Below are 24,676 nucleotides of genomic sequence, written 5' to 3'. Positions count from 1 at the left end.
GGGGCCCCCCCCCCCCCCCCCCCCGCGCGCGCCCCCCCCCCCCCCCCCACACCTCCCCCCCCGGGGCGCGCGCCGCGCCCCCCCCCCCCCCCCGCGCCGTAGACTCCGGTCTCATGGCAGTCAGCGAGGCCGACCGGGAGTATCTGGCCCGCTGCGTCGAATTGGCGGGCGAGGCTTTGGACCACGGCGACGATCCGTTCGGCTCGATGCTGGTCGGCGCCGACGGCACCGTGCTCTTCGAGGACCGCAACCGGGCCGGCGAGGGCGATCCCACCCGCCATCCCGAGTTGGCCATCGCTCAGTGGGCGGTGGCCCACCTGCCGCCGGACCGACGTATCGGGTCCACCGTCTACACCTCCGGCGAGCACTGCGCCATGTGCGCGGCGGCCCACGCCTGGGTGGGATTGGGCCGGATCGTCTACGCGTCGTCGGCAGCCCAATTGACCGAGTGGCTGACCGAGCTGCACGCGCCGGCGGCGCCGGTGGCTCCGCTGCCGATCACCGCCGTCGCACCCACAGCGGTGGTCGACGGACCGGCACCGGAATTCGAAGAAGACTTGAAGGCGCTGTTTCGCGCCCGCTACCCGCGCCGCGGCGGCTCCGAGTCGGATCCGTCAAGTCGGTCCACGGTCACCGGATCCTCCGCTGCACCGAAATAGCGGTCCAGCACCGCGCGGAAGTCGCTGCACTGCTCACCGGGGCAGGCCCGGGCGAACAACGTCATGCACGAGCGCAGTTTGAGGTCATCGGGCCGCCCCAGAATCTCCTGGATCGACCGGCCGCGCACCGCATTGACCAGCCGCGTGCATTCGCGCAGCCGCGGGCCGAGCAGCTCGTGATCGAGGTAGGCGCGGGCTTCCGCGAGCGACGCGATGCCGTAGCGCTGTGCCATCGCGCTGCTGCCCAGACCGGCCAGCTGCGGAAAGATGAACCACATCCAGTGGCTGCGCTTGCGTCCGTCCCGCAGCTCGGCGACCACGGTGTCGTAGACGCTGTCCTGGGCGTCGACGAAACGCTGCAGCCTGAACGGATCGGGATGTCTCGCCATGGGTTCAACCGTGGCACAGTTCGAGGATGCAACGACGGTTTCCCCGAGTTCACGACCTCGCGCCGCTGATCCGGTTCCGCCGGCCCCGGCTGAACCGCACCGCGCAGCGGCTGGCTGCCGCGCTGACCGTCGAAGATCTGCGCCGCATCGCCGAACGACGCACCCCCAAGGCCGCGTTCGACTACACCGACGGTGCCGCCGAGGACGAGATCTCGCTGGATCGGGCGCGTCAAGCCTTCCGCGACATCGAGTTTCATCCGGCGATCCTGCGCGATGTCTCAGCCGTCGACACCGGCCGCGAGGTGCTCGGGGCGCCGGTGGCATTGCCGTTCGCGATCGCGCCCACCGGCTTTACCCGGCTGATGCACACCGCAGGCGAGCTGGCCGGCGCCCGGGCCGCCGAAGCCGCCGGCATCCCGTTCTCGCTGTCGACTTTGGGCACCGCCTCCATCGAAGAGGTCGCGGCGGCCGCCCCCGGTGTGCGCCGCTGGTTTCAGCTCTACATGTGGCGCGACCGTGACCGGTCGATGGCCCTGCTGGGCCGTGCCGCCGACGCCGGCTACGACACCCTGCTGGCGACAGTGGACTGCCCGGTCGCCGGGGCGCGGCACCGCGACACCCGCAACGGCATGACCATCCCCCCGGCGCTGACGCTGCGCACGGTGGCCGATGCGGCCGTCCACCCGGGCTGGTGGTTCGACCTGCTGACCACCGAGCCGCTGGCCTTCGCGTCGCTGGACCGGTGGTCGGGCACCGTCGCCCAATACATGGACACCATGTTCGACCCGAGCATGACCTTCGACGACCTGGCCTGGGTGCGGTCGCAGTGGCCCGGCCGCTTCGTCGTCAAGGGCATTCAGACCCTCGCCGACGCCCGCGCCGTTGTCGACCTCGGCGCCGACGGCATCGTGTTGTCCAACCACGGTGGCCGCCAGCTCGACCGGGCGCCGGTCCCCTTCCAGCTGTTGCCCGAGGTGGCGCGCGAAGTCGGGGCGGACACCGAGATCTTGCTGGACACCGGGATCATGTCCGGCGCCGACATCGTCGCCGCCGTCGCGCTGGGCGCCCGGTGCACCCTGATCGGGCGGGCCTACCTGTACGGACTGATGGCCGGCGGGCAAGCCGGGGTGCACCGCGTCATCGACATCCTCGCCGAACAGATCCGCCGCACCATGCGGCTGCTTGGTGTCCGCGAGCTGGCGGAGCTCGCACCGCAGCATGTCACCCAGCTGCAACGGTTGGTTCCGCGCGGCCGCTAGCGCCACGCTCAGAACGACGGTGCCCGCGTCACCAAGGCGGCGATCATGTCGGTGAGCACGCCCGCCTGGTCGGTGATGTGCTCGCCGCAGGCCTTGACATCGATCACCGTGTCGTCCACCGCATTGAGCACCCGCTGGCAGGTGTAGCCGTCGGGGTCCAGGGTGTAGGTCTGGGAGATCCGGGGCGCATCGCCCACCTCGTCGCCGACGGTCCAGCTGTAGGTGTTGTGGTCGGGGTAGCTCACGGTGACCCTCTGGCCCACGCAGCCCCGCCATTTCGCTACCGACTGCTCGACGAAGGCCGCAGCGCCACCGGAATTCGGGGCGAAGACCACGATGTCCTGGTCCACGAAGGGCCGGCCGTTGACCCCGGCGCGCTGCAGACCGCCCGGCTCCTCCAGCACCTTCCACGCCGCCCGCTGAGCCTGGCTGCCCTGATACACCTGGTCCACACCCGGATAGAGCACACCCAGGCACTCCGGCCGCGACACGTCGATGGAACTGCCCGGCTTGAACGCCTCGAGGTCTTGCTGCACGGTCACCATGCCGGGGGTGGCCATCGCGGCCTCGACGTCGCTGTCGTCGGCCAAGACCGGTGCGGCCGGCTCCGACGGCGTCCAGGTGATCTGGGCCGCCACCGCGCCCACGGCCGCGACCCCCACCACAGCACCGGCGACCACGACCTTCGTCTTCGTCCACCGCCCGAGCCGCCAGCGGCGGGCAGCGCTAGCTTGCGCATCTGCACCAGCCGATGCCCCCGGCGACAGCCGGGTGGTCGCCGGACGGGCACCGGTTACCGCGGCGACCGGCAGCCCGACGGTGGCCGCGGTGAAGCTCGGATCGTTGGCGGCCAGGACGGCGTCGACGTCAGCACGGGTGCGCACCGTGACGTCCGGCCGGTCGCGCAGCCGGCACAGCAACTGGATGATGTCGTTGCGCACTGTCGGATCGTGGCAGTCCTCGTCTAGCCGGGAACGAAGCTCGAGCACCAACTCGGCCTGCTTGCGGTAGCTCAGTTCCGGGCCCGACAGGTCGGAGGAGAGCCGCATCAGATAGGCGAAGGGCACCATCGGCTCTTCCGGTAGCTGCGCGGGCAGCGGCACGGCACGACGCGACAGGCTGTGCAGGGCGGCGACCAGCCGGGCATCGGCACTGGCATTGCGGTGCCGGTAGTCGATGATCTGGGTCGCAGCCAGCGGTGTGACCCGCACACTGTCGACCGGGCCGATCTGCACCGGCAGCACCGGCCGGAGTAGCGCCCGCGCGTAAGCCAGCTCCGCCTGACAGGGCTTGGATCTCAGCGAGTTGTTCGACAGCGCAACGACGAACACCGTGCAGCTCCGAATGCGCTCCAGGATCGTCTGCCACCACGCTTCGCCGCCGCCCAGTTCCTCGTCCAGCCACACCTGCTGCTCACCGCGGCGCAGGACCGCAACCAGGGGGTCGACCATTGCCCGATCCTGGCTGGCGTAACTGACAAACAACATGATTCCCTCTCCGGGCCCCCGTGCATTCCGAAAGCGAACCGAAAAATCTCCGTATAGCAAGACCGATGGTCGGCAACGATCCGCGGGTGTCCGGGTTAGTGTACGAGAGGATAGGTGTCTGCGCGACGGGCGTCCGGCCCGTCGGCAGGCACGGAAGGAGCAACGTCGATGAGCGGTTCCGCGGCCGAGTCGGGAGCCCCACCTGGGCTGGGCCGCGAAACACCGCCGCCTGCGACTTTTCAGCACAAGCTACTGACCGGCCTCACCGATCCGCACTGGTACTGGCTGCTGATACCGGCCGGAATCGCGGCCTTCGCACTGGGAATGTGGGGCTACGGTTCGTATGCCGGCGGCGACCATTCGATCTCTGATGCGGTCTACGGCTCAGTCAAGCTGTTCTTCCTGCACGCTGCTCCCCAACCGGAGAACCACGTCGGCCTCGCACTGGACATCGCCCGCTTCCTGGCGCCGGTCGTGGCCGGGTGGGCAGCGCTCATCGCGCTGGTCTCGGTGTTCCGTGACCGGGTACAGCAGTTGCTGATCCCGTTCAAGCAGGGGCATGTGGTGGTCTGCGGACTGGGCTATGCCGGATTCGAGTTCGTCCGCAACTTGCGCGCCGCCGGCTACCGGGTGGTCGTGATCGAATCCGACGAGGCCAATCCACGGATCAGGACCTGCCGCAACTGGGGGTTTCCGGTCGTCATCGGAGACGCGCAGCTGAGCGCGACCCTGGAATCGGCCGGCGTCCGGCGAGCCGCCCGGTTACTCGCGGTGACATCCGACAGTGTCGCCAACACCGAAATCCTTGCGCTGGCACGCCGATTGGCGGACCGCCCCGCGCGTTCCGGACGGATTTTGGGCCGCGCGGGCGGGCACGTCCTGCGCTGTCTGGCCCGTATCGACGACCCCGGTCTGTGCGTGCTGCTGCGGATCGCGGAGTTCAATCGTGGTGACGACCAGTCGGTCATCGACTTCTTCAACATCGACGCCGTGGGTGCCCGGCTATTGCTGGACAAGCACCCGGTGCAGGGCACGCGGCGCCCGCACATCGCGGTCGCCCACCTCGACGGAATCGGAGCGGGTGTGGTCTTCCAGGCGGCCCGACACTGGCATGACGAACGCCCCGATGACCAGCCGCTGTTGGTGACGGTGATCGATGACCATGCCGTTGACCAGGTGGCCGCCCTGATCGCCCAACACCCGGCCCTGCAGGAGATCTGCGAATTCAACTGCTGCTCGCCCTCGATGCGCGACATCGACCAGTTGGCGCAGGAAACCGACCGGCCGATCACCCATGCCTACGTGACCGGCTACCGCGACGAGCGCAACGTGGAGGCGGCGCTGAACCTGCGCCGGGCGCTGCCCGACGCGGTTCCGGTCGTCACGACGATCTCGCGAGCCTACGGTGTGGCCGAACTGCTTGAGGAGAAGGCGGTGCTCGGCGGTGGCAGTGTCACGGTGTTCCGGACCCTGCAGGAGACCTGCACCGTGGAACTAGTCGAAGGCGGATCCCTGGAAGCCGTCGCCCACGAAATTCACCGGCGCTACTGCCTGATGCAGCCCCAGGGCACTGCCACGCCGCCACCGTGGTCGGAACTGGCGGACGCGCTGAAGGACTCTTGTCGGGCCCAGGCGCGCCACATCGGGGTGAAGCTCCGCAGCATCGGCTGTGTGATCGCGCCGCTACGCAACTGGCAGGCCAAGGACTTCCGGTTCACCGACGCCGAGGTGGACAAGTTGGGCACCATGGAGCACGACCGGTGGATGCAAGAAAAGCTCGCCGCGGGATGGACTCTGGGCGAAGAGGACCGAGCGCTCAAGAAGGACCCGCATCTGGTGCCGATGGAAGACCTGCCCTTCGAGGTCGCGGAGGTGGATCGCATTTTCGTACGGGCGATCCCCGAGATGCTGGCCGCCGTTGGTCTGGAGATCGTCGACGTCGCCCAGACGGCGCCGAGGTATCCGGCTTGCGACCTGGCCCGCTGACCGGCGGGCGCGCCGTGCGGGTTTGCCGTGCGACCGAGGCGGGTATTCCCGCGCGGTGCATAGCCACCAGGAACTGGTGCGCCGGCTGCTCCGGGGGGCGGGAAAGACTTACGCGCAGGAGGCCGGCATCCGGTTGCGCAATCAGCCGATGCCGCTGTTTCAACTGCTGACCCTGTGCATGCTCGCCAGCAAGCCCATCGATGCCGCTATCGCGGCCCGGGCCGCGCGTGAGCTGTTCAAGAGCGGTCTGCGTACCCCGCACAAGGTCCTTGAGGCCGATCGCCGCACCATGATCGAGGCGATGGGCCGCGCCCATTACCGCCGCTACGACGAGAGTTCGGCCACGCGGCTGGTTGAGATCGCCGAAGCGGTGCAGCGCGATTACCGCGGTGATCTGCGGCTGCTGGCCGAGCGAAGCGGGCGCAACGTGGAGGCAGCCGTCAAGCTGCTCAAGGGCTTCAATGGGATCGGCGATACCGGCGCCAGCATCTTCCTCCGGGAGGTCCAAGACGTCTGGCCCTGGGCCCGCTCCACCTTCGACGACCTGGCGCTGGCTGCCGCACGCGACCTCGGGTTGCCTGGTGACGCAAAGGAACTCGGTGCGCTGTCGCGTGGCCGCAATGCTGAGCTCGCCGCCGCGCTGGTGCGCTACTCCATCGACGCCGACGTCCGCGAGCGCCTCACCGATTGACCCGACAGCTGCCGGTATCGCCGGTAGGGTGGCTGATGACGTCGCGTAGAGCGGAGGATCTCGTGTCGGCATCAACCCCATTCGTGATCGTCGGCGCCGGCCGGGCCGGCGCCAAGGCCGCCGAAGCATTGCGCGACAAGGACTTCGACGGACCCATCGTGCTGCTCGGTGAGGAGCAGCAGCTTCCCTACGAGCGCCCGCCGCTGTCCAAGGAGTTCCTGGCCGGCAAGAAGACGCTCGGGGACTTCACCGTGCACCCTCAGGACTGGTACCGCGGCGACCGTGTCGATCTGCGGCTCGGTGCCCGGGTGGTGAGTTTGGATCCGGCCGGTCACACCATCGGCCTGGCCGACGGCACCAGCCTGGGCTACCAGAAGCTGCTGCTGGCGACGGGTTCGCGCTCACGACGGGTGCCGATTCCAGGCGCCGACGCCCACGGCGTGCACTATCTGCGCACGGTCGATGACGCCTCGGCACTGGATTCCGCACTGGCCGCGGGCAGCTCACTGGCGGTGGTGGGCGCCGGCTGGATCGGCATGGAGGTGGCCGCCAGTGCCCGGCAGCGCGGCGTCGACGTGACGGTGGTGGAGACCGCCGCGCTGCCGCTGCTGGCCAGCCTGGGCGCCGAGAACGGTGCCGTCTTCGCCGGCCTGCACCGCGAGCACGGTGTCGACCTGCGCCTGGGATCGGCCGTCGCGGAGATCACCACCGAAGGCGGTGCGGCCACCGGCCTGCGGCTGACCGACGGCTCGCAGATCAGCGCGGGCGCGGTGCTGGTGGCCGTCGGCGCCCAGCCGAACATCGAACTGGCCCAACAAGCCGGCCTTGCCACCGGTGACGGCGGAGTGCTGGTGGACGCGAGCCTGCGCAGCAGCGATCCCGACATCTACGCGGTCGGTGACATCGCCGCCGCACAGCATCCGTTGCTGGATACTCGGATCCGCACCGAACACTGGGCCAACGCCCTCAAGCAACCCGCGGTCGCGGTGGCGGGCATGCTCGGCGAAGCGGCCGAATATGCCGAACTGCCTTACTTTTTCACCGACCAGTACGACCTCGGAATGGAATACGTCGGCCACGCGCCCGACTACGCCCGGGTGGTGTTCCGCGGCGACACCGACGCCCGTGCGTACACCAGCTTCTGGCTCGGCGGGGATAATCGGGTGCTGGCCGGGATGAACGTCAATATCTGGGAGGGCCTCGACGACATCAAGGCCCTGATCCGGACGCAGGCGCCCGTCGATCCCGACCGGCTGGCCGATCCCGAGGTGCCGCTGGGCGACCTGTCCAGCTGAGCAACAACGCCCGCGTTACCGCAGCGCCGCGGTGCCGTCCTCGCGCACGTCGACCGCGGCCCCGGCGATGTCCTCATGCACGGCCGCTGCGGCGACGTCCGGCTCGCGGATCACCGCCAGGGTCCGGCTGCCCTCGGGGGTCTGGACCGCCAGGAACACCTGCTGCGGGCGCCCGTCGCGGTCGAACGGTGCCGTCCACGATTCGACCGCACCGGTCCCCCGCCACTGCGCGGCCGCCGGTCGCGTGCGGTGAGCGTCCACCTCGGGTTGCACATCCTCCCAGCGGAATCCGGACTCCGGCGGTTCGGTGCCGTACACCCCGAAGCTGTGCTTGGTCAGGTAGCCGCCGTTGGCGGTGATCAGGCCGCGCCGACCGGGGTTGGCGATCAGCAGTTCGGCCAGGGTGGCGATCGAATGCATCACGTAGTTGTTCCACGGCCCGCCGGCGAAGGTCAGTCCGCCGGTCACGGTCAGCGGCCGGCCGGGGTCGTCGGTGGGCAATCCGAGCTCGTTGGCGGCCACCTGCACCGCCGACGGGAAGCACGAGTACAGGTCCACATAGTCGATGTCGGCGATCGCGTCCGCGCCGGCCAGCTTGCACGCCCGCGCCCCGCCGATCCGGATCGCCGGTGAGCGGTGCAGTTCGGCCCGTTCGGCGACCGCGTAGGTGTCGTGGGCGTCGGTGCCGGCCTGCGGAAAGACCCAGCGCTCCGAGGGAACCCCCAGCTCGGTGGCGACTCGAACGGAGGTCAACACCAGCGCGGCGGCCTGGTCGACCATATTGTTGGAGTTCATCAATTTGGTGTACGGCCAGCTGATCATCCGGTTCGTCGGTCCGGTCTGCCAGATGTCTTCGGCGCCAACGGGTTCGCGGATCCAGGCGTGCGGGTTGTCGACGGCGACCGCATTGAACCGCGACCACAGTTCACCGATGCGCCGGCGATGGGCATCCACCTTCTCGCCCGTGGCGATGCGCAGCGCCTGCTCGAACAGCGGGTAGACGTAGGCGGGCCGGTCCAAGCCGATGCGCTCCTCGGCCGGACCCGACAACGGCACGTCCTCGCCTTCGCATTCGGCGATCGCGACGGTCTCGTCCTGGCGTGTCCAGCCGAGCTTGCCGCCGGCGGCCCGCAGCCGGGTCCGGGTGCGCCACATCTCACCACCGGCCAGCAGCACCACCCCGGCGCGACCGGCCTGAATGTCCAGGCAGGCCCGATTCACCAGGGACTGCGGCACATTGCCGCCGACGGGGCTGTAGCGGGTGGTGGGGTTCGCGGCCCCGATCCGCTGGGCGAGCAGCAGACCCGGGTCCCGGTAGCGCGCCGAGAACAGGTTCACCACCCGGATCGAGTCGACGGCGCGCAACACCCGCTCGGTGGCGGCTCGGCGCGCCGCCGCCGCCATCAGGTCGACCGGTTCGACGGGATCGCTGCTGTCGGGATGATTGATCTGGCCGTAGCCGATCAGCACCGGTGTCCGGGGGTCGACGGGCATGGGCGTAAGACTAACCGGCGGGTTCCTGCGGCGGTCCCAGCTTCGCCTCTCCTTCGTCGAGCCTCGCTGAACCGCCGGGTTCCTGCGGCGGTCCCAGCTTCGCCTCTCCTTCGTCGAGCCTCGCTGAACCGCCGGCGAACAGCACGCCCTCGGCGATCAGCCGCTCCGTCTGGTCGTCGTCGAGTCCGAGCACGCGTCGGCAGATCGCGCGGGTGTCCTGACCGGGTAACGGAGCCGGCCGCTGCCGGGCCGCCGGGATGTTGCGGAACGGTGCCGGGCCGGTCTCAGCGGGCAGGGGGTGCTCGATCAGCGGATGGGTCATGTCGGCGAAGACCGTGCGATGGGCCAGTTGCGCATCTTCGGCGATGTCGGGCGGGCGGTTCATCGGAGCGGCCGCCACCCCGGCCGCCTGCAGCAGCTGCCCGACGTCGGCCGGGGTGCGCCGGCCGGTATACCGACTCAGCTGCTCCACCAGCTGCGTGCGGTGCGCGGTGCGGGCCGCACCGGTACCGAACCGCGGATCGGCTGCCAACCCCTCGTCGTCGAAAGCCGCTGTGAGGCGGTGCCAGTCGTCGTCGGTGCGGATCGAGACCACGCACCATTCGTCGTCGCCGGCGCACGGGCAGACCAAGTCCACCGCGGTATCCGGTGCTACTGACGCTCCCGCGGCCCGCGCGACGTAGCAGGTGTCGAGTTGGTTGACGGCGGCCTCGGCCTGCGAGACGTGCACGTGGACACCGGCACCGGTGCGCCGGGCGGAGATCAGCGCGGCCAGCGCCCCGATCGCGGTGACCCGCGCGACCACGTGGTCGGGGAAGACGGTGGTGGCGTCGTAGAACGGATGGCGTCCCGTATCGGGTGTGCCCGCGGTGCCCGCCGGCGCTTTCCACAGCGCGGTGACGCCGGTGGTAGCGCGCACCAGCGGCCCGTAGCCCATCCGGTCGCTCCACGGTCCGGTCTCCCCGAACGCGCTGCTCTCGGCGAGCACCACCCGAGAGTTGATACCCCGCAGGGCGTCATAGGAAAACCCTAGGGCGGCAAGTGTTCCCGGTTTGAAGTTGGCGAAGACCGCGTCTGCGCCGCCGACCAGGCGGCCGAAGATCTCCTTGCCCGCCGGGCTGCGCAGATCCAATCCGAAGCCCAGGTTGTTGCGGTGCGTCCAGGCGAATGATTCGCTCATCGCCGATCCGGCGCGGGTCTGCCGCAGGCCGTCGGGGTAGGCCGCGCTCTCCACTTTGATGACCTCGGCGCCCAGGTCGCCGAAGAGCCGGCTGGTTTCGCCGCCGGCCACGATGACGCCCAGGTCGACGATCCGGATGCCGTCGAACGGCGACGAACCGATCGCGGCGGCCGCATCGGGAACCGGAACCGGCGCCGATTCGGTCAGCCAGCCGGTGTCGTTGGCACCGATCACCGGGGCCGGGGTCCGAAACCCGGCCCGGTGATCGTCGACCACGTAATAGCCGGTCGGGATCAGCGCCGGCACTCCCGGGGCCAGCTCGGCTGTGACCGCGGCCCCGGCCGCCGCGAAGTGCTCGCCGGCCAGCACCTGGGCCGGTTCGCCCACGGCGGCAATCGGCACGCCGCGGGCCTGCCCGGCCGCCACCAGCTCAGCCATATCCTGGTCGGCGAAGAGTTCGCGGACCAGCATGCTGATCTGCGGCCAGACCGCGAAGCGCTCGCCGATCACCCCGAATCGGGGATCGGCGTACTCGGCCGGCTCCCCCAGCCAGGCCCACAGGGCGCGCCACTGGCGTGGCGACATCACGCATAGCCGCACGTAGCCGTCCCGGCACGGATAGATCGGGTAGGCGTCCTGGTTGCGGGGCCGACCGCGCCAGCGGCTCGGCCCGCGGCGGGCCGCGGCGACCTGGCCTTGGGCGCCGAATATCGGGTCGAGCACCGTGACCACCGCATCGAAGCGGGCGAAGTCGATGTAATCCCCCGTGCCGCAACGCATCCTGTTGTAATAGGCGACCAGCACGGCCCAGGCGGCCTGGACCGCCGCGGTTGCCGAGGCGATCCCGTCCGGCGGCAGCACCGGCGTTCCGCTGGTGGGCCCGGACCTCGACAGCGCACCCGAAAGGCCGTAGAGCACCGCATCGGTCGCCCGCCAGTGTGAACGCGGCCCGCTCATCCCGAAGTCGGTGACTGACATCGTCACCAGATGGCCGAACCGGTCAGCGAGTTCCGCACACGAGGTGCCGAAATGCGACGTCCCGAAGTCGGCTGGGCCGCTGTCCACCACGATGTCGGCCGTCGCCGCCAGCTCGTCGAACCGGCGGCGGTCCGCCTCATCGGCGGGATCCAGGGTGAGGCTTCGCTTGTTGGCGTTGTGCAGCGCGAACGCGATGCTCACGCCGCCCAACAGCGGCGGGGCGGTACGCGCCGGACTGCCGCCCGGGGGTTCCACTTTGAGCACGTCGGCTCCCAGGTCAGCGAGCAACCTGGTGACCGCGTCAGCGTCACCACCGGCCAGATCAAGGACGCGAACCGATTCCAGCAGCACTCTGCCAGGGTATTGAATGGTTGCCGCGGTTCGGCTTCGACGCGGACAATCGCAGAGATGAGTGCAGAGACCACGACGACGGCACCGCCCACGCTCTCCGACGACGAACTGGCACGCATCGACGCCTATTGGCGTGCCGCCAATTATCTGTCGGTCGGCCAGATCTATCTGCTGGACAACCCGCTGTTGACCGAGCCGCTGGCCGCCGAGCATGTCAAGCCGCGGCTACTGGGGCACTGGGGCACCACGCCCGGGCTGAATCTGCTTTACGCCCACCTGAACCGGATCATCCGCGACCGGGACGCGAACATCATCTTCGTCACCGGCCCCGGCCACGGCGGGCCGGCGCTGGTCGCCAACGCCTACCTGGAAGGCACCTACAGTCAGGTCTACACCGGTATCGGGGAGAACACCGACGGACTGCGAAAACTATTCCGGCAGTTCTCTTTTCCCGGCGGCATACCCAGCCACGTCGCCGCCGAGACGCCGGGCTCCATCCATGAGGGCGGTGAGCTGGGCTACGCGCTGGTGCACGCGTTCGGCGCGGCCTTCGACAACCCCGAGCTGGTGGTGGCCTGCGTCATCGGCGACGGCGAGGCCGAGACCGGGCCGCTGGCGGCCAGCTGGCATTCGAACAAGTTCCTCAACCCCGCCGTTGACGGCGCGGTTCTGCCCATCCTGCATCTCAACGGCTACAAGATCGCCAATCCGACCGTGCTGGCCCGAATCCCGCAGTCGGAGTTGGAGGCGCTGCTGCGCGGGTACGGCTACCGGCCTATCACCGTCGCCGGCGACGACCCGGCCATCGTGCACCGGTTGCTCGCGGCCGCGCTCGACGATGCCTTCGACGACATCGCGGCGATCCGGCGCACCGCGCGCGCCGACGGCTCGGCCCTGCGGCCGGTGTGGCCGATGATCGTGTTGCGCACACCCAAGGGCTGGACCGGGCCGGCCGAAGTGGACGGCAAGCAGGTGGAGGGCACCTGGCGGGCGCATCAGGTCCCGCTCGCCCAGACCCGCACCAACCCCGAGCACCGCCGGCAGCTGCAGGAATGGTTGCTCAGCTACCGCCCCGCGGAGCTGTTCGATGATTCCGGTCGGCTACGGCCCGAGCTGGCGGCGCTGGCCCCGCGCGGGAATCGCCGGATGAGCGCCAATCCTCACGCCAATGGCGGGCTGCTGCTGCGCGACCTGGACCTGCCCGACTTCCGTGACTACGCCGTGCCGGTGCCGCGGCCCGCGGCCGAGACCCACGAGGCCACCCGGGTGCTGGGGGCGTTCCTGCGCGACGTCATCGACCGCAACCGCGACCGGTTCCGGTTGATGGGTCCCGACGAAACGGCTTCGAACCGCCTCTCGGCGGTGTTCGAGTCGACCGACCGGGTCTGGCTGTCGGCGACCGAGCCCGGCGATGACCACGTCGGCCCCGACGGGCGGGTTCTGGAAGTGCTGTCCGAACACCTCTGCCAAGGCTGGCTGGAGGGCTATCTGCTGACCGGCCGGCACGGCCTGTTCAACTGCTACGAGGCGTTCGTGCACATCGTCGACTCGATGTTCAACCAGCACGCCAAGTGGCTGGCCGTGAGCCGCGAGCTGCCGTGGCGACGGCCGATCGCCTCGCTGAACTACCTACTGACCTCCCACGTCTGGCGCCAGGACCACAACGGGGCATCGCACCAGGACCCGGGGTTCATCGATCTGGTGGCCAACAAACGCCCGGAGGTGGTGCGGGTCTATCTACCGCCGGACGGCAACACCCTGCTGTCGGTGGCCGATCACTGCCTGCGCAGCCGCAACTACGTCAACGTGATCGTCGCCGGCAAGCAGCCGGCCCTGGCCTATCTGAATATGGCCGACGCGGTGGCGCACTGTACCCGCGGATTGGGCATCTGGGACTGGGCCGGCACCGCCACCGGTGAACCGGACGTGGTGCTGGCCTGCGCCGGCGACGTCCCGACGTTGGAGACGCTGGCTGCCGCCGACATCCTGCGCCGGCAGTTACCCGATCTTGCCGTGCGGGTGGTCAACGTGGTCGACATCATGCGGCTGCAGCCCGCGACCGAGCATCCACATGGCTTGCCCGACAACGAATTCGATGCCCTGTTCACCCGCGACAAACCGGTGATCTTCGCCTATCACGGCTACGCCTGGCTGATCCACCGGCTCACCTATCGGCGGACGAACCACGACCAGATGCATGTGCGCGGCTACCGCGAGCGCGGCACCACCACGACACCGTTCGACATGGTGATGCTCAACGATCTGGATCGCTTCCACCTGGTGATGGATGTCATCGATCGGGTACCGGGCCTGGCCGAGCGCAGCGCGGTGCTGCGCCAGCAGATGGTCGACGCCCGGCTGGCGGCCCGGCTCTACACCCGCGAGCACGGCGAGGACGATCCCCGCATCGCCGACTGGAGGTGGCGAACGGGCGTATCCGACGCCGACGGCGAGATAAGGTGACGCCCATGACTGCTCACCCGTCCCCGGCCCGCAAGGCGATGTCGCTGCTGAGCGGCGCCCTGGTCGCATCGGCCGCGTTCACCGGCGTCCCGTCGGCCGGCGCCACACCCGACCACACCAAGGTGCCGGTCCGCTACGACCTGAGCGGCACCGGCGTCGCCGGGTACGTCACCTACCAGACTCAGAACGGTCAGGCGCACGCCACCAACGTCTCGCTGCCCTGGTCGATTCAGCTGACCGGGTCGATGACGAACATGGCCAGCCCCGCCTCCTACTCGCTGAGCGCCCAGAGCGCCGGGCCCGGGACGCTGAATTGCACGGTCCGCGTCAACGGGAAGGTGGTCAGCCAGAACACCGCGACCGGCGACCCGGCGCGGGTGCTGTGCGAGACCCACGGGCCCCGATAACACCGGCCGTCACCCACGAGACGACGCCATCGCCAGGCCGCGGGTAGAATCCCGTCCAATGCCTGGCCACGATTTCGCGGCGCCCGGGGGGCGGCATCCGTTGGTGTCACAACTCTCGGCGCTGCACCAGTTTCGCGCGTTCGTCGACGTCGCCGTCGTCGTGGTGGTTTTGGCGCTGGCCAATCTGGTCGCGCATTTCACGACTCCATGGGCGGCTGTCGCCACCGTCCCCGCGACCGCTGTCGGCCTGGTCGCCTTGGTCCGCTGCAACGGCCTGAGCTGGGCCGAACTCGGCCTGAGCCGCGCGCATTGGAAGTCTGGGATCGGCTATGCGCTGGCCGCGGTGCTGGTGGTGGTGTCGGTGATCGCCGTCGGCGCCCTGCTGCCCTGGACCCGGCCAATGTTCCTCAACAACCACTACGCCACCGTCTCTGGCGCCGTGGTGGCGTCGATGCTGGTCATCCCGCTGCAGACGGTCATCCCCGAGGAGTTGGCGTTCCGCGGCGTGCTGCACGGCGCCCTGCACCGGGCCTGGGGTTTCCGCGGTGTCGCCGCGGCCGGCTCGCTGCTGTTCGGGTTGTGGCATGTCGCCACCTCGCTCGGGCTCACCAGCAGCAACGTCGGTTTCACCCGGCTGTTCGGGGGCGGTTTTCTCGGCATGCTGGCCGGCGTGACGCTGGCGGTGCTGGCCACCGGGGCGGCCGGCTTCGTGTTCAGCTGGCTGCGCCGGCGCAGCGGCAGTCTCATCGCCCCGATCGCGCTGCACTGGTCGCTCAACGGGGTGGGCGCACTGGCCGCCGCACTGGTGTGGCAGCTGTCTGCATAAACCCGGCGGGGCTAGCCGCGGTTTACGCCAACAACACCGCGGCACCGGCGATCCGGCCGGCTTCGAGATCCGCCAGCGCCCGGTCCGCTTCACCCAGCGCATACTCCGGCGTGGTCACGTTGATGTGGTGGGTGGCGGCGAAGTCGAGGAATTCGCGGGCGTCGGCGCGGGTATTCGATGTCACCGACCGGATCTGGCGTTCGCGGAACAGGTCGCGCTGGTAGTTCAGCGGCGGGATGTCGCTGAGGTGGATACCGGCGATCACGCAGCTGCCGCCGGCATCCAGGGCCTGGCAGGCCGGCGGCACCAACTCGCCGACCGGAGCGAACAGGATCGCCGCGTCCAGCGGCACCGGCGGCGGGTCGGTCGCCCCTTGCGCCGAGGCCGCACCCAACTCCAGCGCCAGCTCCCGGGCTCGGTGACCGCGGGTCATCACATGCACCTCGGCGCCGCCGGCGAGTGCGACCTGCGCGGTGATGTGCGCGCTGCCGCCGAAACCGTAGAGGCCGAGCCGGCCGCCGGGCGGCAGGTCGGCGCGCAGCAACGCGCGGTAGCCGATGATGCCCGCGCACAGCAGCGGCGCCAATTCGCTGTCGCTGTAGCCACCGGGCAGGTGATGGGCGAATGCCGCGGGGACGGTGGCGAATTCGGCGTACCCGCCATCGTCGTCCCAGCCGGTGTAGCGGGACTGCGGGCAGAGGTTCTCATCGCCGCGGCGGCAGAACCGGCAGGACCCACAGGTATACCGCAGCCAGGCGATTCCGACCCGGTCGCCTACGGCGAAGTCGTCATCGGCTTCGACGCCGACCTCGACGACTTCACCGACCACCTCGTGACCGGGAGTCACGCCGGGCCGGTGGACCGGTAGGTCACCCTCGACGACGTGCAGATCCGTGCGGCACACCCCGCAGGCGCGTACCGCCACAAGCAGTTCCGAGGGTTGCGGTCGGGGTACTGCGGTGCTGACGCGGCGCAATGGCGCGTCGGCGATGGGCCCGGGCCGCTGCACCCGCCAGGCATGCATCGACGCACCGGTGAGCTGCGAAGCCATACCGCCCATGGTGCGCGCCCTAGGCGGCGATGGCTACGTCCGGCGGACCAGACCGACGATCCACAGCAAGACGATCGCCCCGCCCAGGGAGACGAAGAACGTGAACCATCGGCGGCCATGTTCGACATCGACACCGAACCAGCCGAGCAGCATGCCGCCGAGGAACCCGCCGATCACCCCGATCACGATGTTGAGCAGGATGCCCGAAGCGCCACGGTTCATGATGCGGCTCGCCAGCCACCCGGCGATCCCGCCGATCACGATATAGGCGAGCCAGCTCACCGAGGTCGGTGTGGACAGTGCCGCGAGATAGCTTCCGGCCATGGGCATCAGGTTAACGAGCCGGGGCCCGAATCAGCTGGGTTCAGGCCGCCGGAGCCGGCGGCGCCGGAGCGGGCTCAGGCGCCGGCGCCGGCGCGGGCGCGGGCGCGGGTACCGCGCCCGGGACACCGGGAGCCGGGGCAGGCGCCGGCTCACCCGGAGCAGCCGGAGCAGCCGCCAGCGGTCGGATCGACTCCGCCAGTACCTTGGCCGCGCCGCGGTCCACCGGGTTGTTGGCGGTCCCCAGCCACACCACGAACCACCGCTCGCTCTGCGCGCCGGTGCTGCCGTCTGCCGGCGGCACGCCGATCACGCCGCTCCAGATCTGGCCGACCGGTTTGGCGGGGTCGGTGAACTTGACTTCGTAGTAGGACGCGCTGCCGGTCAGACCGCCCCCGGCCAGCGGGGTGCTCTCCTGGTTGGCGCGGGTCCCCGGGTAGGGCATGAAGAACTCGCCCATGTCCGATCCCAGCCGGGTGGCGGCCTTGGCATTGTCGGTCTCGGCGCTGGCGTAGAGCCGCTGGTCGAGCTTGCCGAGCACGATCCGGGTGTCGTTGGCCACCGGCGCCGGCTGCCCCGGCAGGATCGGCTCGCCGGTCTTCTTGCTCAGCAGCGAGGACCCGTATTCGAGGTGGCTGGTATCGGATTGCAGCCAGCCGGCCGGCAGCACGTAGCTGAAGCCGCCCGCCACGTCGTCGACCCGGCCCACCTCGGGTGCACCCGGCTCGGCGGCCGGCGCTGGCGCGTTCGCGTCGACCGGCGGGTTGTGGGCGTCAACCGGTGGGGCGTCGACGGTGGCCGGCGGAGGAGGAGGCGGTGGCGGCACCGGGTCCGCATAGGCCGGCGACGCCATCGCGAACGCCAGCGCACCGGCGGTCGCGGCGGCCCACGTCGTCGCGGCCACCGCACGGATGCCCTTGTGGGCCACGGAGGTCAGGTCCACCTGCTTCATGGCAGAAAAACTACCGCGTCCGCACCGGTACGCAAGTTAATCCACGCCGGGGTGTGTCGCGCGCAGCGTCACCTCCTGCGCCTTGACACCGAACCAGACAACCTGCCCCGGTGCGAGCCGCAGCTCGGCAGCGGCATCGGCGGTGATGTCGGCGGCCAGCCCCGGAGTCCCGTCCGGCTGGTCGGGACCCCGGACTTGGACGGCACTGCCACGGGCCTGCAGTTCGGCCACCGTCAGCTCGATCAGATTGCGCGGACTGCCGTGCGACGGTGGCTCGCGATATACCGCAACCGCTTGCGGGCTGCTGACCGCGACGGCCGGGTGTCCGGCGGCCAGGCCGTCCTCCGCGGTTCCGTGCCACCGATCCCCCCACGCGGTGCCCAGCACGCCGTCGCTGTCGATCACCCCGGCCACCAGATTGACCCCGGCGATCCGCGCGCCGAATCGGCTGCGGGGCGCGGCAAGTACCTCGGCGGTGCCGCCGATCTCGGCGACCCGGCCCGCCTCGAGCACCACTACCCGATCGGCCAGTGCGAACACGTCGAGGAGGTCGTGGGTCACCAGCACCGTGGTGCGGTGGGCGGTGGTGATGACCTCGCGCAGCACGGTGCGCACCGCGGCCGCGGCGGCCACGTCGAGCCCGGCCAGCGGCTCATCGAGCAGCAGCACCTCGGGTTCAGCGGCCAGGGCACGGGCGATGGCCACCCGCTGTGCCTGCCCGCCGGAGAGCCGACGCGGTCGACGGTCGGCCAGCTCTGCGGCGTCGACGGCCCCCAGCCACGGCGCCGCCGCCGCGCGGGCGGACTGCCGGCGGCCGAAGCGACGCCGGCTGTGCGGCCCGAATGCCACGTTGGCCGCCACACTGAAGTGCGGAAACAGCAGCGGATCCTGCAGCAGCAGCCCGACCCGGCGGTCGCAGGTGGCGATGTGCACGCCGGCCTCGGTGTCGGTCAGCACCCGGTCCCCGACGCGCACCACACCCGCGTCGGGCCGCAGTAACCCCGCGATCACGTGCAGCACAGTGGATTTGCCGGCACCGTTGGGGCCGAGGACGGCCAGCACCTCACCGGGGGCAACCGTGAGCCGCACATCAAGGCCCCGCTCGGCCACCACCGCATGCACCGTCAGCCCGTCCACCATGGCGGTCACCAGACGCCGCCCAGCCGGCGAGCGCCCAGCCCGAGCACCACCACCGCGGCCACCGCCACCAACAACAGCGACATCGCCGCCGCCGCGTCGGCGTCGGTCACCCGCTGCAGATAAATCGCCAACGGCAGCGTCCGGGTGACGCCCTCGAGAGAGCCGGCGAAGGTCAGGGTCGCCCCGAACTCGCCCAGCGACCGGGCGAACGCCAGCACTGCGCCCGAGATCAGGCCCGGCGTCAGCAGCGGCAGCGTCACCCGCCACCACACGGTGCTCGGCCGGGCCCCCAGGGTGGCGGCCACCACCTCGTAGTCGGCGCCGGCGGTGCGGGCCGCACCCTCCAGCGCGATCACCAGGAACGGCAGCGACACGAATGCCTGCGCCAGCACCACCGCGGTGGTGGTGAACGCGATGTGGATCCCGGCCGCCTCCAGGTAGCGCCCCAGCAGGCCGAGTCGGCCGAACGCGTACAGCAGTGCGATGCCGCCCACCACCGGCGGCAGCACCAGCGGCAACAGCACCACCGGCCGCAACAGCCGGACCACCCGGGCCCGGCTGCGGGCCAAGACGAGCGCCATGGGCACGCCCAGCACCACGCAGAGCGCGGTACTGGCCGCGGCGGTCTTGAGGCTGAGCAGCAGCGCCGTCATCGCGGACGGGCTGGTGATCAGCGTCCAGAAATGCGGCCAGTCGACCCGGACCGCGATCGCCACCAGGGGCAGTACCACGAACGCGGCGCCGATCGCGGCGGGCACGTAGACCCAGCCCGGCAGGTCGTTGGGCCGGTGCACCGGCTCAGGGCTTGCCGAAGCCGGCCGCGTGCAGGATCTTCTGCCCCGCCGCGCCGGCTACCAGGTCGACGAACTGTTGGGCCGGGCCCGGTTGCGCGGCCGCTTTGACCACCCCGATCGGGTAGGTGTTGACCGCCCCGGCCGCCTCCGGGAACTCGACGGTGGCCACTTTGTCGCCGGCGTTGAGCGCATCGGTGCGGTAGACCACACCGGCGTCGGCCTGGCCGGTGGTGACCTTGTTGAGCACGTCGGTGACGTCGGATTCCTCGCTGACCGGGTTCACCCGGACCCCGGCGGCGTCTTCGACCTTGTGGGTCGCCGCCCCGCACGGAACCGGCGGTTGGCACACCACCACGGCCAGGCCGGGTCCGGCCAGATCGGCGAAGGACCGCACCGCGCGCGGGTTACCGGGGGCGGTGACGATCACCAGGGTGTTGGACGCGAACGGCACCGCCGGCCCGTCCAGCAGGCCGGCCTGGGCGACCTTGTCCATCTGTGCGGTGTTGGCCGAGGCGAACACGTCGGCAGCGGCGCCCTGGGTCAGCTGGGTGGCCAGGTCCGAGGAGGCGGCGAAGTTGAACTTCACCTCCACCCCGGGGTGGTCGGTCTTGAACTGCTCGGCGATCTCGGTGAACGCCGGCCGCAGTGACGCCGCGGCGAACACGGTGATCGACGGCGTGGCGGGGCCGGAGCTGCAGCCGGTCAGGCCCGTCGACCCCGCCGCCAGCATGACCGCTACCGCACCGGAGACCGCCCGGGTTCGCCACATGGCTCGCACTTTAGCGGCGATCGCAAGCGCGGCGAAGCCGCGCGCGGCGGGGTCCGGGGTCCGGGCGAGTGGCCGTTATTCACAGACCGTGGCCGGATCGTGTCTGTGCCGAGTCCCGCCTCCGGCTCGAAAACCGGCTACCGTCCAGTAACATAGCTGCGAACACGAGGAGGTCCTACCGATGGATGTGCTGGTCACCGGTGGTGATACCGAGCTGGGTCGCGCCGTTGCCGAAGGTTTCACCGAAGCCGGCCACAAAGTGACGCTGGCGGGTATGCGCGGTCCCGAACTCGAAGTCGCCGCCAAGGAACTCGACGCCAACGCCGTCGTCTGCGACAACACCGATCCCGCCAGCCTGCTGCAAGCCCGCGGCCTGTTCCCCCACCACCTGGACACCATTGTGAACGTCCCGGCACCGCGCTGGCAGGGCGGCGACCCGCGCGCCTACTCGCTGGCCGACCAGGCGGCCGCCTGGCGCAACGCCCTGGACGCCACGGTGCTCTCGGCGGTTCTGACGGTCGCGACCATCGGCGATCACCTGCGCTCGGGCGGCTCGATCGTGTCGGTGGTGCCGGACAACCCCCGCGACGGCGGTGCCGACGCGGCGGTCAAGGCCGCGCTGTCGAACTGGACCGCCGGTCAGGCCACCGCGTTCGGGACCCGCGGAATCACCGTCAACGTGGTCGCCGCCGGTGCGGGCGCGCGCCCGGGCTACGACGGGCTCACCGGTGTCCCGCCCACCGCGGCCACCGAGATCGCTCGCCTGGCGGTGTTCTTGACCACGCCGGCTGCCCGCCACATCACCGGCCAGACCCTGCACGTCAGTCATGGAGCGCTGGCGCAGTTCGGCTGAGGCCGCGCCGAGTGGTTAATCCCACAACCAGCGAATGCGGTGACCGCCAACCGGGTCGACTAGCGTATTTGTGAACGCAGTCGCCGTCGAGGAGCAACCGGATTCCCATGAGTGCCCAGCCAGAAGTCACTGCGCCAGTCACGCAGCAGAGCCGACGCCACCAGGTCGTCATCATCGGCTCCGGATTCGGTGGCTTGACCGCGGCCAAGAAACTCAAGCGGGCCGACGTCGACGTCAAGTTGATCGCCCGCACCACCCACCACCTGTTCCAGCCGCTGCTGTACCAGGTTGCGACCGGGATCCTGTCCGAAGGTGAGATCGCGCCGTCGACTCGTGTCGTGCTGCGCAAGCAGCGCAACGCCCAGGTGCTGCTCGGCGATGTCACGCGCATCGACCTGGACGGCAAGTTCGTCACCTCGGAGGTGCTTGGCCACACCTACGACACCCCGTTCGACAGCTTGATCATCGCGGCGGGCGCCGGGCAGTCCTACTTTGGCAACGACCAGTTCGCCGAGTTCGCCCCGGGCATGAAGACCATCGACGACGCCCTGGAGTTGCGCGGCCGCATCCTGAGCGCCTTCGAGCAGGCCGAGCGGTCCCGCGACGCCGCCCGGCGGGAGAAGTTGCTGACGTTCACCGTGGTCGGCGCGGGACCCACCGGGGTCGAAATGGCCGGGCAGATCGCCGAATTGGCCAATTACACCCTCAAGGGCGCATTCCGCAACATCGACTCGACCAAGGCGCGGGTGATCCTGCTCGACGCCGCTCCGGCCGTGCTGCCGCCGATGGGTGAGAAGCTGGGTCGCAAGGCCGCCGAGCGGCTGCAGAAGATGGGTGTGGAGATCCAGCTCGGCGCCATGGTCACCGATGTCGACCGCAACGGGCTGACCGTCAAGGACTCCGACGGCACCATCCGGCGGATCGAATCGCAATGCAAAGTATGGTCCGCCGGTGTGTCGGCCAGCCCGCTGGGCCGTGACCTCGCCGAGCAGTCCGGGGTCGAGCTCGACCGCGCCGGGCGGGTCAAGGTGCTGCCCGACCTATCGGTACCGGGCCACCCGAACGTCTTCGTCGTCGGTGACATGGCGGCCGTCGACGGCGTCCCCGGCATGGCGCAGGGCGCCATCCAGGGCGCCAAGCACGCCGCCAACACCATCAAAGCCGAGCTCGGCGGCGCTGACCCGGCCGATCGGGAACCCTTCCAGTACCTGGACAAGGGCTCGATGGCCACCGTGTCGCGGTTCTCGGCGGTCACCAAGATCGGGCCGCTGGAGTTCAGCGGTTTCCTCGCCTGGCTGGCCTGGCTGGGCCTGCACCTGATCTACCTGGTCGGGTTCAAGAACAAGATCAGCACGCTGCTGTCGTGGAACGTGACGTTCCTGAGCACCCGCCGCGGCCAGCTCACCATCACCGAGCAGCAGGCATTCGCCCGGACCCGCCTGGAACAGCTCGAAGTGCTGGCGGCCGAGGCGCAGCGCGGCGCCGAACGCGCCGTCAGTTAGCGGCGGCCGACGAGACTCAGGCGGGCAGGTTCTGCAGCCGGACCTGGCCGCGGGCGACGACCCGCTGGCCGGAATCGGTGATCGTCACCAGCCACAGTTGCTGGCGGCGCCCGCGATGGATCGGGGTGGCCGCGGCGAACACCGTTCCCGCCGAGACCGCCCGCAAAAAGTCGGTGTTGTTGTTGACCCCGACCACGGTGCCGCCGGCGTTGCCGCCGGAGTTCAGCCAGGTGTGTGCTGAGACGCTGGCCACACTTTCGACGATCGAGCAGTACACCCCGCCGTGCACGATCCCGGCGGGCTGGCAGAGCTTGGGCCGCAACTCCAGCGTGGCGCAGGCACCGTCGGGGCTGATCTCGGTGAAGACCAGGCCGATTTCGTTGTCGAAGGGCGCGGTGTAGGAGGGCGGGAATCCGCTGGCAGCCATGCCATGGTTCTACACGACGGTTCCCGGGCCGCCGGCACGCCCCAGCAGACCCACAGCTGCCCATACGACAGCCGGTAGTAATTAAGGGTAGGCTTGCTCCGTTGCCCAGGGAGTTGATTACCACATGGCGAAGCAGACCCACTTAGGGGATTTGGAACGAGCGGTGATGGACCACCTGTGGTCCGCACCCGAGGCTCAGACCGTGCGCCAGGTCCACGAAGCGCTGTCCGCGCGGCGAGACCTGGCCTACACCACTGTGATGACCGTCCTGCAGCGGCTGGCCAAGAAGAATCTGGTGTCGCAGATCCGCGATGACCGCGCGCACCGCTACGCACCGGTCCGGGGCCGCGATGAGCTGGTCGCCGGGCTGATGGTCGAGGCTCTCGATCAGGCCGCCGATTCCGGTGACCGCCGGGCGGCGCTGGTGCACTTCGTCGAACGCGTCGGCGTGGACGAGGCCGCGGCGCTGCGCCGGGCGCTCGACGAGCTGGAAGCCAAGCACCGCGTGGGGCTGCCCGCTGGCGGCCGACCCCCCTCCTGAGGGAGACTGACAGCGTGTCCGCGCTGGCCTTCACCCTTCTCGCGTTAGTGCTCGTGGGGCCGGTGCCCGCCCTGCTGGCACGTGCCGAATGGCCGCTGCGCGCCCCACGGGCCGCGGTGGTGCTCTGGCAGGCCATCGCGATAGCCGCGGTGCTGTCGGCCTTCAGCGCCGGCGTCGCCACCGCGAGTCGCCTGCTCATGCCCGGCCCGGACGGCCGGCCCACGGCGACGATTCTGGGCTCTATCGAGCGGCTGGGCTGGCCGTTGTGGACGTTCTACACGGTGGTTTCCGCCTTGACGCTCCTAGTGGGCCTGCGCCTGACGGTGACCGTGCTGCGGGTCGCGATCGGTACCCGGCAGCGCCGGGCGCGCCACCGCATGCTCGTCGACCTGGTCGGTGTCTCCGACACCGCTCCGGCGGCGCGCACCAGCGGCCTGCGGATTCTGCAGGTGATGCAGCCGCTGGCCTACTGCCTGCCCGGAGTGCGCAGCCGGGTGGTGCTCAGCTCTGGCACGCTGCACGCCCTCACCGACACCGAACTGGCCGCCCTGCTCTGCCATGAGCGGGCCCACCTGCGCGCCCGGCACGACCTGGTGCTGGAGGCGTTCACCGCGGTGCACACCGCCTTTCCGCGGTTCGTGCGCAGCGCCAGCGCCCTGGATGCGGTGCGGTTGCTGGTGGAACTGCTGGCCGACGACGCCGCCGTCCGGGTTGCCGGCGCCCCTCCCCTGGCCCGCGCCCTGGTGACCTGTGCGTCGGCCGCCACCCCGGCCGGTGCGCTGGCCGCCGGCGGCGTGGGTTAGCCCGCGATCAGTCGATGCAGTTCGGTCAGCCACGGTACCGCGAGCGCGATTGTCTGTA

General features: G+C 70.1%; 22 protein-coding genes and 2 pseudogenes. 12 read left to right on the top strand and 12 right to left on the bottom strand.

The genetic code is table 11. The annotated features are described in order from the left end of the window. Positions 1 to 113: 113 nt before the first annotated feature. On the top strand, positions 114 to 659 hold the full coding sequence (locus A5694_RS04070; RefSeq protein ID WP_064920570.1) for a deaminase: 546 nt from the start codon (positions 114 to 116) through the stop codon (positions 657 to 659). Here the strand turns inward: A5694_RS04070 and A5694_RS04065 are convergent. Beyond that, positions 581 to 1,048 carry a DUF1810 domain-containing protein gene (locus tag A5694_RS04065; RefSeq protein WP_064920569.1) on the bottom strand — a complete coding sequence of 156 codons (468 nt, stop codon included), beginning with the start codon at positions 1,046 to 1,048 and terminating at the stop codon, positions 581 to 583. The two genes, A5694_RS04070 and A5694_RS04065, sit on opposite strands and share 79 nt — an antisense overlap. Before the next feature lie 26 nt (positions 1,049 to 1,074). Here A5694_RS04065 and A5694_RS04060 point away from each other — a divergent pair, with 26 nt between their 5' ends. Further along, positions 1,075 to 2,307 carry an alpha-hydroxy acid oxidase gene (locus A5694_RS04060; protein WP_064920568.1) on the top strand — a complete coding sequence of 411 codons (1,233 nt, stop codon included), beginning with the start codon at positions 1,075 to 1,077 and terminating at the stop codon, positions 2,305 to 2,307. Between the two features lie 8 nt (positions 2,308 to 2,315). On the opposite strand, the gene A5694_RS04055 is transcribed toward A5694_RS04060, so the two are convergent. Beyond that, positions 2,316 to 3,794 (bottom strand): sensor domain-containing protein, encoded by a 1,479-nt coding sequence (locus A5694_RS04055; protein ID WP_082952494.1) that lies wholly within the window; start codon positions 3,792 to 3,794, stop codon positions 2,316 to 2,318. Between the two features lie 168 nt (positions 3,795 to 3,962). On the opposite strand from A5694_RS04055, the gene A5694_RS04050 reads away from it, so the two are divergent. From A5694_RS04050 to A5694_RS04040, 3 genes are all read left to right on the top strand, one after another. Next, positions 3,963 to 5,780 carry an NAD-binding protein gene (locus A5694_RS04050; RefSeq protein ID WP_064920566.1) on the top strand — a complete coding sequence of 606 codons (1,818 nt, stop codon included), beginning with the start codon at positions 3,963 to 3,965 and terminating at the stop codon, positions 5,778 to 5,780. Between the two features lie 55 nt (positions 5,781 to 5,835). After that, the gene (locus A5694_RS04045) at positions 5,836 to 6,471 is read left to right on the top strand and encodes a hypothetical protein (RefSeq protein WP_064920565.1); all 636 of its coding nucleotides are present in this window, start codon (positions 5,836 to 5,838) and stop codon (positions 6,469 to 6,471) included. A 62-nt stretch (positions 6,472 to 6,533) separates the two neighbouring features. Then, positions 6,534 to 7,766 carry an NAD(P)/FAD-dependent oxidoreductase gene (locus tag A5694_RS04040; protein WP_064920564.1) on the top strand — a complete coding sequence of 411 codons (1,233 nt, stop codon included), beginning with the start codon at positions 6,534 to 6,536 and terminating at the stop codon, positions 7,764 to 7,766. Between the two features lie 15 nt (positions 7,767 to 7,781). Here A5694_RS04040 and A5694_RS04035 read toward each other — a convergent pair whose 3' ends face one another. Both A5694_RS04035 and A5694_RS04030 read right to left on the bottom strand, forming a co-directional pair. Beyond that, positions 7,782 to 9,260: an acetyl-CoA acetyltransferase gene (locus tag A5694_RS04035; protein WP_064920563.1), complete on the bottom strand. Its 1,479-nt coding sequence runs from the start codon at positions 9,258 to 9,260 to the stop codon at positions 7,782 to 7,784. Positions 9,261 to 9,270: 10 nt separating this feature from the next. Further along, entirely contained in the window at positions 9,271 to 11,787 is a 2,517-nt protein-coding gene (locus A5694_RS04030; protein ID WP_082952495.1) for a CoA transferase, read from the bottom strand. A 39-nt stretch (positions 11,788 to 11,826) separates the two neighbouring features. Here A5694_RS04030 and A5694_RS04025 point away from each other — a divergent pair, with 39 nt between their 5' ends. Genes A5694_RS04025 through A5694_RS04015 form a run of 3 tightly spaced genes read left to right on the top strand, consistent with a single transcriptional unit; the run spans position 11,827 to position 15,465 of the window. Next, positions 11,827 to 14,232 carry a phosphoketolase family protein gene (locus A5694_RS04025; protein ID WP_064920562.1) on the top strand — a complete coding sequence of 802 codons (2,406 nt, stop codon included), beginning with the start codon at positions 11,827 to 11,829 and terminating at the stop codon, positions 14,230 to 14,232. 5 nt (positions 14,233 to 14,237) lie between these two features. After that, entirely contained in the window at positions 14,238 to 14,639 is a 402-nt protein-coding gene (locus A5694_RS04020) for an MmpS family transport accessory protein (protein ID WP_064920561.1), read from the top strand. A 58-nt stretch (positions 14,640 to 14,697) separates the two neighbouring features. Then, on the top strand, positions 14,698 to 15,465 hold the full coding sequence (locus tag A5694_RS04015; RefSeq protein ID WP_064920560.1) for a CPBP family intramembrane glutamic endopeptidase: 768 nt from the start codon (positions 14,698 to 14,700) through the stop codon (positions 15,463 to 15,465). A 22-nt stretch (positions 15,466 to 15,487) separates the two neighbouring features. Here the strand turns inward: A5694_RS04015 and A5694_RS04010 are convergent, their stop codons facing one another. From A5694_RS04010 to modA, 7 genes and pseudogenes are all read right to left on the bottom strand, one after another. Continuing rightward, on the bottom strand, positions 15,488 to 16,516 hold the full coding sequence (locus A5694_RS04010; protein ID WP_064920559.1) for a zinc-binding alcohol dehydrogenase family protein: 1,029 nt from the start codon (positions 16,514 to 16,516) through the stop codon (positions 15,488 to 15,490). Positions 16,517 to 16,549: 33 nt separating this feature from the next. Beyond that, positions 16,550 to 16,846 (bottom strand): GlsB/YeaQ/YmgE family stress response membrane protein, encoded by a 297-nt coding sequence (locus tag A5694_RS04005; protein WP_064920558.1) that lies wholly within the window; start codon positions 16,844 to 16,846, stop codon positions 16,550 to 16,552. Positions 16,847 to 16,880: 34 nt separating this feature from the next. Further along, entirely contained in the window at positions 16,881 to 17,789 is a 909-nt protein-coding gene (locus A5694_RS04000; protein WP_064920557.1) for an alanine and proline-rich secreted protein Apa, read from the bottom strand. Between the two features lie 36 nt (positions 17,790 to 17,825). After that, positions 17,826 to 18,176, bottom strand: coding sequence for a TOBE domain-containing protein (locus tag A5694_RS25230; RefSeq protein ID WP_428844255.1), 351 nt, complete (start codon positions 18,174 to 18,176; stop codon positions 17,826 to 17,828). Between the two features lie 267 nt (positions 18,177 to 18,443). After that, positions 18,444 to 18,872 (bottom strand): annotated as a pseudogene (locus tag A5694_RS25225) (ATP-binding cassette domain-containing protein); the annotation flags it as partial. Positions 18,873 to 18,934: 62 nt separating this feature from the next. Next, positions 18,935 to 19,723: an ABC transporter permease gene (locus A5694_RS03990; protein ID WP_064920556.1), complete on the bottom strand. Its 789-nt coding sequence runs from the start codon at positions 19,721 to 19,723 to the stop codon at positions 18,935 to 18,937. Between the two features lie 4 nt (positions 19,724 to 19,727). Beyond that, a complete protein-coding gene (gene modA / locus A5694_RS03985; RefSeq protein ID WP_064920555.1) occupies positions 19,728 to 20,492 on the bottom strand; it encodes a molybdate ABC transporter substrate-binding protein in 765 nt (254 codons plus the stop codon). A gap of 181 nt (positions 20,493 to 20,673) precedes the next feature. On the opposite strand from modA, the gene A5694_RS03980 reads away from it, so the two are divergent. After that, positions 20,674 to 21,345, top strand: a complete 672-nt coding sequence (locus A5694_RS03980; RefSeq protein WP_064920554.1) for an SDR family oxidoreductase — start codon at positions 20,674 to 20,676, stop codon at positions 21,343 to 21,345. Between the two features lie 107 nt (positions 21,346 to 21,452). Then, entirely contained in the window at positions 21,453 to 22,847 is a 1,395-nt protein-coding gene (locus A5694_RS03975) for an NAD(P)/FAD-dependent oxidoreductase (RefSeq protein WP_064920553.1), read from the top strand. 16 nt (positions 22,848 to 22,863) lie between these two features. Here A5694_RS03975 and A5694_RS03970 read toward each other — a convergent pair whose 3' ends face one another. Next, positions 22,864 to 23,274 carry a PaaI family thioesterase gene (locus tag A5694_RS03970; protein ID WP_064920552.1) on the bottom strand — a complete coding sequence of 137 codons (411 nt, stop codon included), beginning with the start codon at positions 23,272 to 23,274 and terminating at the stop codon, positions 22,864 to 22,866. A gap of 124 nt (positions 23,275 to 23,398) precedes the next feature. Here A5694_RS03970 and A5694_RS03965 point away from each other — a divergent pair, with 124 nt between their 5' ends. Then, positions 23,399 to 23,815 carry a BlaI/MecI/CopY family transcriptional regulator gene (locus A5694_RS03965; protein WP_064920551.1) on the top strand — a complete coding sequence of 139 codons (417 nt, stop codon included), beginning with the start codon at positions 23,399 to 23,401 and terminating at the stop codon, positions 23,813 to 23,815. A gap of 14 nt (positions 23,816 to 23,829) precedes the next feature. Beyond that, positions 23,830 to 24,609, top strand: a pseudogene (locus tag A5694_RS03960) (M56 family metallopeptidase); the annotation flags it as partial. Positions 24,610 to 24,676 lie beyond the last annotated feature (67 nt).

Origin of the sequence: Mycolicibacter sinensis, from assembly GCF_001667945.1 — a bacterium.
Taxonomy (GTDB): domain Bacteria; phylum Actinomycetota; class Actinomycetes; order Mycobacteriales; family Mycobacteriaceae; genus Mycobacterium; species Mycobacterium sinense_B.
Note: the sequence above shows the minus strand (reverse complement) of the source record. Positions and strands in the feature narration are given on the sequence as shown.

Bases quoted from the DNA above. Each gene is read 5' to 3' on its own strand.
- A5694_RS04055 (WP_082952494.1), bottom strand. From the start codon at position 3,794: ATGTTGTTTGTCAGTTACGCCAGCCAGGATCGGGCAATGGTCGACCCC.
- A5694_RS04020 (WP_064920561.1), top strand. From the start codon at position 14,238: ATGACTGCTCACCCGTCCCCGGCCCGCAAGGCGATGTCGCTGCTGAGC.
- A5694_RS04060 (WP_064920568.1), top strand. From the start codon at position 1,075: ATGCAACGACGGTTTCCCCGAGTTCACGACCTCGCGCCGCTGATCCGG.
- A5694_RS04050 (WP_064920566.1), top strand. From the start codon at position 3,963: ATGAGCGGTTCCGCGGCCGAGTCGGGAGCCCCACCTGGGCTGGGCCGC.
- A5694_RS04015 (WP_064920560.1), top strand. From the start codon at position 14,698: ATGCCTGGCCACGATTTCGCGGCGCCCGGGGGGCGGCATCCGTTGGTG.
- A5694_RS04065 (WP_064920569.1), bottom strand. From the start codon at position 1,048: ATGGCGAGACATCCCGATCCGTTCAGGCTGCAGCGTTTCGTCGACGCC.
- A5694_RS04010 (WP_064920559.1), bottom strand. From the start codon at position 16,516: ATGGCTTCGCAGCTCACCGGTGCGTCGATGCATGCCTGGCGGGTGCAG.
- A5694_RS03970 (WP_064920552.1), bottom strand. From the start codon at position 23,274: ATGGCTGCCAGCGGATTCCCGCCCTCCTACACCGCGCCCTTCGACAAC.
- A5694_RS04070 (WP_064920570.1), top strand. From the start codon at position 114: ATGGCAGTCAGCGAGGCCGACCGGGAGTATCTGGCCCGCTGCGTCGAA.
- modA (WP_064920555.1), bottom strand. From the start codon at position 20,492: ATGTGGCGAACCCGGGCGGTCTCCGGTGCGGTAGCGGTCATGCTGGCG.
- A5694_RS03975 (WP_064920553.1), top strand. From the start codon at position 21,453: ATGAGTGCCCAGCCAGAAGTCACTGCGCCAGTCACGCAGCAGAGCCGA.
- A5694_RS03980 (WP_064920554.1), top strand. From the start codon at position 20,674: ATGGATGTGCTGGTCACCGGTGGTGATACCGAGCTGGGTCGCGCCGTT.
- A5694_RS04000 (WP_064920557.1), bottom strand. From the start codon at position 17,789: ATGAAGCAGGTGGACCTGACCTCCGTGGCCCACAAGGGCATCCGTGCG.
- A5694_RS04005 (WP_064920558.1), bottom strand. From the start codon at position 16,846: ATGCCCATGGCCGGAAGCTATCTCGCGGCACTGTCCACACCGACCTCG.
- A5694_RS04035 (WP_064920563.1), bottom strand. From the start codon at position 9,260: ATGCCCGTCGACCCCCGGACACCGGTGCTGATCGGCTACGGCCAGATC.
- A5694_RS03965 (WP_064920551.1), top strand. From the start codon at position 23,399: ATGGCGAAGCAGACCCACTTAGGGGATTTGGAACGAGCGGTGATGGAC.
- A5694_RS04025 (WP_064920562.1), top strand. From the start codon at position 11,827: ATGAGTGCAGAGACCACGACGACGGCACCGCCCACGCTCTCCGACGAC.